8 protein-coding genes and 1 tRNA gene are annotated in these 11,567 nt (G+C 40.3%); 6 read left to right on the top strand and 3 right to left on the bottom strand.

The genetic code is table 11. The features are described from left to right. Positions 1 to 109 precede the first annotated feature (109 nt). Positions 110 to 193: transfer RNA gene (locus IQ236_RS04885), tRNA-Leu, on the top strand. 108 nt (positions 194 to 301) lie between these two features. Then, a complete protein-coding gene (locus tag IQ236_RS04880; RefSeq protein ID WP_193868216.1) occupies positions 302 to 1,081 on the top strand; it encodes a TrmH family RNA methyltransferase in 780 nt (259 codons plus the stop codon). 49 nt (positions 1,082 to 1,130) lie between these two features. On the opposite strand, the gene IQ236_RS04875 is transcribed toward IQ236_RS04880, so the two are convergent. Beyond that, complete coding sequence (locus IQ236_RS04875) at positions 1,131 to 1,379, bottom strand: hypothetical protein (RefSeq protein ID WP_193868215.1); 249 nt, start codon at positions 1,377 to 1,379, stop codon at positions 1,131 to 1,133. 281 nt (positions 1,380 to 1,660) lie between these two features. Between IQ236_RS04875 and IQ236_RS04870 the strand changes: the two genes are divergently transcribed. The 4 genes from IQ236_RS04870 to hisH all read left to right on the top strand — a co-directional run bounded on the left by IQ236_RS04870 (position 1,661) and on the right by hisH (position 9,726). After that, positions 1,661 to 2,059: a hypothetical protein gene (locus tag IQ236_RS04870; protein WP_193868214.1), complete on the top strand. Its 399-nt coding sequence runs from the start codon at positions 1,661 to 1,663 to the stop codon at positions 2,057 to 2,059. A gap of 126 nt (positions 2,060 to 2,185) precedes the next feature. Next, positions 2,186 to 7,009 (top strand): response regulator, encoded by a 4,824-nt coding sequence (locus IQ236_RS04865; protein WP_193868213.1) that lies wholly within the window; start codon positions 2,186 to 2,188, stop codon positions 7,007 to 7,009. Next, on the top strand, positions 7,006 to 8,796 hold the full coding sequence (locus IQ236_RS04860; RefSeq protein WP_193868212.1) for a putative bifunctional diguanylate cyclase/phosphodiesterase: 1,791 nt from the start codon (positions 7,006 to 7,008) through the stop codon (positions 8,794 to 8,796). Before IQ236_RS04865 ends, IQ236_RS04860 begins: the two co-directional genes overlap by 4 nt. Before the next feature lie 264 nt (positions 8,797 to 9,060). Then, positions 9,061 to 9,726 carry an imidazole glycerol phosphate synthase subunit HisH gene (hisH, locus tag IQ236_RS04855; RefSeq protein WP_193868211.1) on the top strand — a complete coding sequence of 222 codons (666 nt, stop codon included), beginning with the start codon at positions 9,061 to 9,063 and terminating at the stop codon, positions 9,724 to 9,726. Between the two features lie 2 nt (positions 9,727 to 9,728). Here hisH and IQ236_RS04850 read toward each other — a convergent pair whose 3' ends face one another. Continuing rightward, the gene (locus IQ236_RS04850) at positions 9,729 to 10,475 is read right to left on the bottom strand and encodes a phosphate ABC transporter permease (RefSeq protein WP_193868210.1); all 747 of its coding nucleotides are present in this window, start codon (positions 10,473 to 10,475) and stop codon (positions 9,729 to 9,731) included. A gap of 253 nt (positions 10,476 to 10,728) precedes the next feature. Beyond that, positions 10,729 to 11,556: a 4-hydroxy-tetrahydrodipicolinate reductase gene (dapB, locus tag IQ236_RS04845; protein WP_190524160.1), complete on the bottom strand. Its 828-nt coding sequence runs from the start codon at positions 11,554 to 11,556 to the stop codon at positions 10,729 to 10,731. Positions 11,557 to 11,567: the final 11 nt, after the last annotated feature.

Below are 11,567 nucleotides of genomic sequence, written 5' to 3'. Positions count from 1 at the left end.
GTCCCCCCCGTCCCCTGTCCCCTACTCCCTACTATAATTAAATCAAAAGAGGGATTGACAAATTTACAAAACCATGACAAGATTGATAATTGTGCAAATGAATAAAAAAGCGGAACTGGCGGAATTGGTAGACGCGCTAGATTCAGGTTCTAGTGTTCGCAAGGACTTCCGGGTTCAAGTCCCGGGTTCCGCATCTGACAGGTAGGGGCGTGGTTTCCTCGCCCTAATCTGATTTTACTCTTTTGGTAGGCCACACCCGATTTAACGATTTAACAGGCAAGATGCCTGTTCCACACTGATCATGTTAACGAGTCTGCAAAATCCCTTAGTGAAGCAAATTCGCAAACTTCACCAAGCGAAGGGACGCAAAGAACAACAGTTATTTTTATTAGAAGGAACCCACTTAGTTGAAGAAGCTTCTGCTGCGGGCTATCCCTTAACCACAATTTGTTATACTTCACTGTGGCAAGATCGTCACCAACCTTTATGGGATAGTTTACGCCAACAAACGCCCCGATTTGAACGGGTCAGTCCAGAGGTACTCGAAGCGATGGCGACAACGGTTCATCCTGATGGCGTAATTGCCTTAGCGCCTCGCTTGGAGTTGAAACCCCAAGCACTTCAGGGTTTAGGAATTGCCTTAGAAACGTTACAAGATCCGGGTAACTTAGGAACCATTATTCGCACCGCCACCGCCGCCGGAGTAGACGGGTTGTGGCTGAGTGCTGATAGTGTCGATTTAGATCACCCCAAAGTGTTAAGGGCCTCTGCGGGAGCTTGGTTTCGTTTAAATAAAACAGTAAGCTTTAATTTAGCCGACGATATTATCCGATTTCAGCAACAAGGATTACAAATTGTAGCGACGGTTCCCCAAGCCTCCCTATCCTATTGGCAATTAGATTTTACCCAACCCACGTTGATGGTTTTTGGGAATGAAGGGGGTGGACTTTCTCCTGAGCTTCAGGCTTTAGCGGATCATCAAGTTCAAATTCCCTTACAGCGAGGGGTAGAGTCTCTGAATGTTGGCATTTGTGCGGCCCTCATGCTCTATGAAGCTCAACGCCAACGAACCGGGGTGTGACGGTTGACGGGTAAAGCTTACTCTACTGCTCTGTCTGATCCCCTTGCCTTTATTTTTGTGTATGTCGATCTTTTAAATATTGTTCAATATCAGAAATTGCTTCTTCCAAATCTGATAAACTAATCCCTTCCGGGTGTTTAGAGGGACGAGGGGAAGATCCCGATTTTTCTGGGGGTGCAGCTTGAGGGGGGGGAGTCACGGTATCGGGTTCTTGAAATGCACTTAATAATTCTTGATCAAAAGACTCAATGAATTTTTCGGCGGCACTACGACGAAGATCTTGCTGATTTTTATTCATGACGGGGTGACTCCTGAAACGGTAAATCTCTCTCGCTAAAAACAAATAAACCTGTTAAATTAGATTCCCAAAGGATAGAACGGTCGGAGAACTTCAAGCTCAAGGTAAAGACACCGAGGAAAGGTTAGACTAAACCTAACCTAACACGTTTACAAGGGCTGATTTGTTTTGAATTGTGTTTTGACACAAACAGAACCTCGTGGCTTGGCACGGAAGCATCCACAAGGTCTAGAATGTTGATCTAAACTACTCACATTCATTCTTGATGGAGCCGTTGATTCATGGACGAGAAAACCCCCCCCGCTATTGTCAGACCCAAACCTGCTCTGGAAATTCAATTGACACCCGCAGGAAGTGAAAAATCCATTCGTCCTTCCCGTCCACATTCTGATTCTGATAGAAATAGACCCTCTTTTAGTAAACCTCGGCGAGTCGATCACACACCCCCTAAACCCTGGGTTGAACTCGAAGAAGCCCAAAATGCAACCGGGGATGTTTTTCGTTTGGGGGATCTGATCCAGGTGAGAGCACCTTGGGGAGAAATAGCGATCGCACAGATCGACCATTTCTATGAAGTGGCTCCAGGAAGTCTGTGGGCACAGTTTGTCCCAACGGAGGAACGAGAGGAATGGACGTGGAAAGGCGGCTCGATCCGGGCAGAATTATTAAAAAAAGCTTAGGATCAGGAATTAGTCATCAGTTATCTGTTATCTAAAATTGGTTTTGAGTTAACCCTTAACCGATAACAGACGACTGATGAGTGATGACGGATTACTGAGGGCTGGCTCAATCAGGATACTGGATGGATGAAAGCTGAATATCAAGCTGTTAATATTTTAATCATTGATGATTCTCCGATCAACCTTAAATATTTAGGAAAACTCCTGAGTTTGCAAGGCTACCAAGTTCAACTCGCTAATTCTGGGGAATTGGGATTAAAGGTTGCCAGGGAAACTCTTCCAGATGTCATCATATTGGATATTATGATGCCCGGTTTGGATGGATATGAAGTCTGTCAACGTCTGAAAGTTGATTTGACAACGCAGCATATTCCGGTTATCTTTGTTAGCGTAATTGAAGAGGTTTCTGAAAAAGTAAAAGCGTTTCAAATTGGGGCGGCAGACTATCTAACTAAACCTTTACAAAAAGATGAAATTTTGGCTCGTATTCACCATCAACTAACGATCCAAAGTTTACATCGTCAATTAAAAGCCCAAAATCTGCAACTCCGGGCTGAAATTACAACCCGTCAACAACTCGAAGAAAAATTTACGAAAGCCTTTTTTAATAGTCCGAATCCTATTAGTTTAATGACCTATGATGAAGGCTATTTTTTAGATGTTAATCCCAGTTTCCTCAAAACTTTTGGCTATGAAGAATTTGAAGTCATTGGTCAAACTGCGATTGAGTTAAACCTGTGGGTTAATCCTGAAGATGAATCTCAATTAAAACAATATCTGCAACAGGGAAATTCGATTCATAATCAAATGATTCAACAGCGAACCAAAGCGGGTCAAATCAAAACGTTGTTATTATCAGCAGAATTAATTGCATTAGAAGAAAAAACTTGTATTTTATCAATTATTAATGATATTACCGAGCAAGAATTAGCTCAACAAGATCGGCAAGAAGCTGAAGAAGCTTTAAGAAAAAGTGAAAAAAAATATCGGAATTTAGTTGAAACCTCTCAAGATATTATTTGGTCAGCTAATTTAAAGGGTTGTTATACCTTTGTGAATCCAGCCGTTAAAACGATTCTGGAATATGAACCGGAAGAAGTGATGGGTCGTCTTTTTTCCCATTTTGTTCCTCTAACTCAAGTTTCTTATGTTCAAAAGGTATTTCAACCAGTATTAGCAGGTCAAGCTTTAGTCCGACACCACCTGATTAATGTTTCTAAATCAGGAAAATGGGTACATTTGTTAGTAAATGCCTTTCCGGTTTATAATGCTCAAGGAGACGTGATTGGGATAACGGGAACCGCATCGGATATTACAGAACAAAAAACAACGGAACGCGCCTTACAAATGATTGTGGAAGGAACGGCTTCCAAAACAGGTCAAGAGTTTTTTCGTTCCTGCGTTTACTATTTAGCGGAAGTTTTACAAGTTCGTTATGTGGGGGTTTTTAAACTTTTAAAGACTGCTCCCCCTCAACTTGCTAATTTAGCTTTTTGGGATGGGGAAAAATGGAGCGATCGCTGGCTTTATGACTTAATAGGAACCCCCTGTGAGCAGGTGATTAAAATGGCTCAGTCCTGTCATTTTAGCGAAAATGTACAGATTTTATTTCCTGATGATCAAGACTTGACAGAATTACAAGCCCAAAGTTATTGGGGGATTCCTTTATTTAATTCTGATCATGATATTATTGGAATATTAATTGTTATAGATATTCACAATAAACAACTGAATGTTAGTCAAGAATCTCTTCTGAAAATTTTTGCTGATCGAGCCGGGGCGGAACTGGAACGACAATTAGCAGAAGAATTATTGGAATATCGATCTCGAATGGATCATCTCCTCAGCGATATTTCTCGGCTGTTTATTAATGAAACCCTAGAAAATACAATTCGTTCTACCCTACAAGAAATTGCTCAATTTCTCCAGTGTGATTGGACATTTATTTTTAATTGTAATTCTCCCCATACTCCCTGGAATATTACGGCTCAATGGTGGCTGAATGAACCCCAAAATGGAACCCATTCTAACCCGGTTTTATCGGTGCAAACGTTACCCTGGATTCATCAACAATTACAATCTAAAAGAACCGAAATTTTAGCGATCGCCAATTTAGATGAATGTCCTGATTTATCCCCTCAAGATCTCAAAACTCTGCGTTGTATCGGTTGTCAATCCCTGATATTTATTCCCTTAATGAAATCTGGAAAAACCAAAGGATTTATGGGGATTATTAATTTCCATTCTATAGAAGGATGGACAATAGAAACCCAAAATTGGCTGAAACTAATTGGAGAATTAATTGCAATTCGTCAAACCACTCAAGAAACCCAACAAGCCTTAGAAAAAAGTAAAACTCGCTATCAAAATTTAGCCGATAATATACCGGGGGTGATTTATCAATTTATGCTGCATCCCGATGGTTCTATGAGTTTACCCTATATTAGTTCTGGGTGTTGGGATTTATATGAGATATCTCCCTCCCAGGCGATGATTGATGTCCATCAATTATTCGCCAAAGTTCATCGAGAAGATTTACAAGGAGTGCTCAATTCAATTTGTGATTCTGCTGAATATTTAAGTCCTTGGACTTATACCTGGCGAATTATCACGGCTTCAAGTCAGATCAAATGGTTACAAGCAAATGCCCGTCCTGAACCTCAAGCCGATGGTAGCATTTTATGGGATGGTTTAATTATTGATATTACTCAAAATAAACAAGCCGAAACCGTACTACGAGAAACAGCCCAACGTCAACAGACCCTAGCCCGAATGATTGGTCGAATGCGCCAAACGTTGGATGCAGATACAATTTTCAGCACCACCACTCAAGAATTACGGTATGAATTAAACAGTGATCGAGTCGGAATTTATCAATTTAATACCGATGGTCGGGGTCAATTTGTAGCAGAATCTTTGGTATCTGGTTGTCAATCTCTCCTGTATCAATCCATTCATGATCCCGATTTTGATCCGACAATTTTGGAACCTGAAAATTGTGTTTTATTAAGTTTAAACCAAGAAGATCGGGTTCAAGATACTTATCTTCGAGATATTCAAGAGGGAGTGCATCGGGATGGTCTGAGCTATTTGTGTATTGATGATATTTATCAAGCTGGATTTCCCGATTGTTATTTGCAATTGTTAGAACGAATGCAGGTAAAATCCTATTTAATTGTTCCGATTTTCTGCCAAACGGTATCAACAGCGACTTCCTCCTTGGTTTCCTCTCGGCTAAAATTGTGGGGACTGTTGGCGGTGTATCAACATTTTAATTCCCGTCAATGGCAAGAATCAGAAATTAATTTAGTCGTACAAATTGGTTCCCAATTAGGAGTGGCGTTACAACAAGTAGCGTTATTAACTCATACCCAACAACAATCGGAAGAACTGTGTCAAGCCAAAGAAGCGGCAGATGCAGCCAACCGAGCTAAAAGTGAATTTTTAGCGAATATGAGTCATGAATTACGCACGCCTCTGAATGCAATTTTAGGCTTTACTCAACTGATGAACCGAGATTCGAGTCTGAGTTATGAGCAACAAGAACAAATCAAGATTATTCATCGAAGTGGAAAACATTTATTAGCTCTAATTAACGATATTCTGGAAATGTCGAAGTTAGAAGCTGACCGAATTAGTCTGAATCCCACCCAGTTTGATTTATTTCAGGGGTTAGATTATGTCCAAGATTTACTGAGTACCAAAATTAAATCGAAAGGCTTAAAATTTGAGGTGGAACGAGATCCAAATCTTCCCCAATGGATTATTGCTGATGAAAATAAATTCAGGCAAATTCTTTTAAATTGTTTAGGACATTTGATGACTTGGACAGAAGCGGGAACGTTATGCTTGCGCGTTAAAGCCCTATTGCCCAATTCGGAGGTTCTCATGTCCCCTTCGCCATCGAATTCTCCGCCAGAAGCCATCAAACTTGAATTTGAAATTGAAACCACCGTGTTGAATCAAGATTCCCTAGAAATTAAAGATTTATTTAAACCTTTTACATCCGTTCAAAGGAGTCTAGCCTTTCCAGAAGCAGAACATTTGAGCTTACCCATGAGTCAACAATTTTTACATCTGATGGAAGGAACAATGGTGATGGAACGTTCCTCCAATCAAGGCGTAAAATTAACCTTAGTGATTCCTGTCCAACTTGGAGAAGTTCAATCTCAAGATCCGGTTTCTGCTGCGGGGAAAATTATCGGTTTATCTTCCAATCAACCCAACTATCGTTTGTTGGTCGTGGAAGATCAAATTGCTTGGCGTTGTCATCTAACTCAGTTTCTTGAACAAATGGGGTTTCAAGTCCGTGAAGCAGAAAATGGTCAGGAAGGTTTAATCCTTCAGCGTGTTTGGAAACCCCACTTAATTGTCATGAAGATGTGGATGCCGATTATGAGTGGTTATGAAGCCATTCAAAGAATTCGCCTAGAAGAATGTCCCCTTGACGATTCACCTGAGTTCAGAAACTCTGAAACCGAATTTGAGGAAGGACTTCCCCATCAAACGATTATTCTAGCCATGATCCCATCAGGATCACAGGAGGATAAACAATTGGCTTTATCGGTGGGTTTTGATGATTTTTTGTGTATTCCGTTTCCAGAGGATGAACTTTTGGACAAAATAAGTGAATATTTAAAGGTGGAATATCAATATGCGCCCGAATTTTTGTCTCAACGGCTAGGATCACTTTCCCTATCCCCCCCTACTCTTTCTTCACCTTTGGTTATTTCCCCTGCATTAGAGATCATGCCACCAGAATGGGTCGAACAACTCTATTATGCGGCGGCTCAATGCAGTGATCGTTTGTTACTTCAGCTTATTGGTCAAATTCCACCTGAACATGAAGCAATGGCTCAACATTTGAGTGATTTAGTGGATAACTTTCACTTTGATCAAGTCATGGAATGGGCGAAACAGCCCGAAGATTCGGTGCGGAAAAAACAATGATTCACAAACAACCTGATATTTATAGTGGCAATATTCTGATCATTGATGATAATCCTGAAAACTTGCGATTATTATCAAAGATGCTGATTCGGCGTGGGTATGACGTGCGCCAAGCTTTGAATGGCATCATCGCATTAAGAGCGATTGAAATTCAAGCTCCTGATTTAGTTTTATTAGATATTATGATGCCTCAAATGGATGGGTATGAGGTTTGTAAGTCCATTAAAGCCAATCCTAAAACCACTGAAATTCCGGTGATCTTTTTAAGTGCTTTAGATGAGGTTCAGAATAAACTTAAAGGGTTTGCTGTGGGGGCGGCAGATTATATTACTAAACCGTTTCAATTTGATGAAGTTTTAGTACGGGTACAAAATCAACTGTCGTTACAATTTGCTCGGAAAAAAATTGTAGAATTAAATACAGAATTAGAAAACCGGGTTAAGGAACGCACCCAACAACTGGAAGAGGTTCATGCTCAACTGCTCAAAAAAGCCTTGTATGATGAGTTGACGACCTTACCCAATCGAGTTTTATTTATTCAACGTTTAGAAGTCGCCCTGAAGGAGTTACAAGCTGATCCCAATTGTCAATTTGCCGTTTTATTTTTAGATTGCGATCGCTTTAAAGTGATTAATGATTCTTTGGGTCATTCGGTGGGAGATCAATTATTAATTGCCATAGCCCAACGATTAGAATCAGCCTTTCCTGATGTGGATATTTTGGCTCGATTTGGGGGAGATGAATTTGCCATTTTATTAACCCATTTAACTGACCCTGAAGCCGCGATTAAAATGGCAGAAACCATTATTGATATTTTAGCTCAACCCTTTTCTATTTTAACTTATCCGATTTATATTAATGCCAGTATTGGAGTTGCCTATAGTCAACCGGACTATACCCGACCGGAACAAATTTTACGCGATGTGGATACGGCCATGTATCGTGCAAAATACCGAGGAACTTCTTGTTATCAAATATTTGATCCTTCTATGTACCAAAATGCCTTATCTTTTTTACAACTTGATACCGATTTACGCACGGCGATTAAAGAACAACAATTAGCCGTTAAGTATCAACCGATTATTGCTTTAAAAACAGGTAAAATTGTCGGATTTGAAGCCTTAGTTTGTTGGCATCATCCTCAACAGGGTTTAATTCCCCCCGCTAAGTTTCTTCCCGTGGCAGAAGAAACTGGTTTAATTATAGAAATTGGCAATTGGATTTTAAGACAAGCAGCAGAACAAATCCATGATTTGCAACAACAATTTCAGGAAATTCCGTTAACCATTAGTATTAATCTCACCCCGCGACAATTTACCCAAAGTAATTTAATTAATCAACTAGATGAAATTATTCGAGAAACTCATCTGAATTCTCGATCTTTAAAATTAGAAATTAAAGAAAGTGCCATTATGGATAATCTGAAAACAGCACAGATTATTTTAAATCAGTTACGACAACGAGAAATTCAACTCAGTTTAGATGACTTTGGGACGGGATATTCTTCCTTGAGTTATCTCCATTCATTTCCTGTAGATACCTTAAAAATTGATCGATCCTTTATTCAAGGATTAGATGAAATCCCGCAAAGATTAGGCTTAGTTCCGGTGATTATTAATATTGCTCAAAAGATGGGAATGAATGTAATTGCAGAAGGCATCGAAACAGCCCAGCAATTAGCAAAATTAAGGCAATTAAATTGTGATTTTGGTCAAGGGTATTTTTTCTCAGAAGCGTTAACACCTGAACAAGCAGTTAATTTACTGCGATCTTCCCCGCAATGGTAGTTAATCAGTTATCAGTCATCAGTGATCAGTCATCAGTTATCAGTTATCAGTTATTAGTTCAAAAGTCAAGTGTTAATAGTAATCTGTTATTAATTTAAATTACTTTCTAATCCTTCTTTTATCACTATAGTATAGGGAAAGTAAAAACTAGGCAGCCCGAAAAGTGGGAAATGAAGCTTTATAATTTCTCACATCTGAAAACAGATGTTGATAGTTATGGTAAAATTAGAATTATTTTAACCCACAGGATAAGGACAGTAATCAATGTCTGTGATCGCCGTTATTGACTACGATATGGGGAATTTGCACTCCGTTTGTAAAGGCTTGGAAAAAGCGGGTGCACACCCTCACGTCACTGACTCAGCAACAGAAATTAAAAATGCAGATGCAGTTGTCTTACCCGGAGTGGGTTCCTTTGACCCCGCCATGCAACATTTGCGATCGCGTCAGCTAGTAGAACCGATTCAAGATGTGATTGCTGCGGGTATTCCGTTTTTAGGGATTTGTTTAGGCTTACAAATTCTATTTGAATCTTCAGAAGAAGGTCAAGAACCCGGTTTAGGAATATTCCCTGGAACAGTGCGACGCTTCCAGTCAGAACCCGGATTAACCATTCCCCACATGGGTTGGAATCAACTCTGTTTAACTCAACCGAATTTACCGTTGTGGAAAACCATTGGTTCAGAACCTTGGGTTTATTTTGTTCATTCTTATTATGTTGATCCCACAGATCAGAATTTAACCGCCGCCACCATTCAACATGGAAGTCAAATCGTCACGGCGGCTATTGCTCAAAATAACGTCATGGCGGTACAATTTCACCCGGAAAAATCCTCGACTGCGGGACTGAAAATTTTAGATAATTTTGTTGAATTAGTTCAAAATAAAACTCAACCTTTAGTGGGGAGTTCTATACCCCCTAAAATTTAAGTTTAAGGTTCTGGATCATCATACCTTTGCTGATAACGGTTCATCGGATCATAGCGTTCAATAGCAGAGGTTTTGGGAGAAGGAGGTGCTTTTTTCGGGGAACGACGAGACTGGAAACGCCGACTAATTTCTTGAAAAATATCTCGACGGACATAAGGATAGTCACTCACCCAAAGATTTTGGCTGGGAATATAGATATCAGAAACTTCATTAATTTCGCTTAAATCATCTAAATAAGACATAACAACCATTTGGGCAACTTGACCCCGACGCAACCGTTTATGATTGCGATTTAAAGGCGCTTGAATTAAGGTTGTAAACCCGGATTCATCCCCGACTTCAACATTAATTCGGCGTTCTAAGTTTTCAATAATAATCAATTCTCCCCGTTTATTAACCGATTCCTGTTGTTCCGTCACGGCTTCACTAATATAAAAATCGAGAATTTCTCCCTGTAAAAATCCAGCATAGGGATATTTTCGATATTTAGCATTCCGCCAACTCGCTTCCCAAACAGGCATCCATAACCAATATAAACAGGAGATAATTCCAGCAATTAACACTAGGATTTTCAGCGCATCACCTTCGACGTTATATTCCAGAAAAATCCAAACGGCTAAACAAACCGCAGAAACTAATAATCGTTTTAGAAAATCTCTGGGTTTTCCCCAACAATATTTGTACTGTTCACCCGTCGCAGCGGCTGGAATTAAGTCTTCAAAAGTTTGACGAGTTATAGGAACAAGCATTTTTTTTAATTACGAATTACGAATTACGAATTACGAATTGAAAATTACGAATAGGGAAGGGGGAAGGGGGAATGATAATTTATTTTTTAAGTGTTCTAATCATTGATTTAAGGGAATAGGCGATCGGGATTTATATTTCGATCTTGATCAGAAGATCAATAACCATTCTCGTTGTCAATGGGAGCTTAGTTGACTAAAGATTCTATATCTTTGCCTCTTACCCTGTTGTCCATTGCCCATTCCCTATTGCCCATTATAAAATTTTTTCTAGCCCATAAACAAAGGTTTTGAGTTGTACAACTTTGCGAATGGCTAAGAGAACTCCGGGCATATAACAAGAGCGATCGCTGGTATCATGACGCAAGGTATAAATTTGACCCGCCGCCCCAAAAATCACTTCTTGATGAGCAATTAACCCCGGTAAACGCACACTATGAATCCGAATTCCTTCTCCAGCTTCGGCTCCTCTGGCTCCGGTTAATTTTTCCGTTTCTTTAACTAAGGGAACATTATAAGTTTTCCCTAATTCTGCTAATAATTGCGCCGTTTGTACCGCCGTTCCACTGGGCGCATCGGCTTTTTGGTTATGATGTAATTCAATAATTTCAACGTGATCAAAATAGCGAGATGCTGAGATTGCTGCCTGTTGTAACAATACCATTCCAATCGAGAAATTGGGAATGAGCAAACAACCGGTACTGGCTTTATCGGCAAATTCCGCTAATTCCTGAATTTGGGTCGGACTTAACCCCGTTGTTCCCACAACCGGACGCACGCCATAGGCGATCGCAGCGCGAATATTGTCATACACTGAATCAGGATGGGTAAAATCCACCATGACCCCCAGTTGTTTTTCCTGGGCGGCCATGGCTAAAAGTCCTTCGCGATCATTCATAATCGGAACTTCCAAGGGATCAATCCCCGCTAAAGTTCCAGCGTCTTGTTCGAGATAAGCAGGGTTATGATCAATCGCCCCCAACAAGGTCATATCAGGGGAAGCCGCCACCGCTTTAATCACCTCGCGGCCCATTTTTCCCCCAGCACCATTAACAATCACAGGAATCGGAAGTGAATTAGTCATACCAGCACGGA

The organism is Planktothrix mougeotii LEGE 06226 (assembly GCF_015207485.1).
Classification (GTDB): domain Bacteria; phylum Cyanobacteriota; class Cyanobacteriia; order Cyanobacteriales; family Microcoleaceae; genus Planktothrix.
Note: the sequence above shows the minus strand (reverse complement) of the source record. Positions and strands in the feature narration are given on the sequence as shown.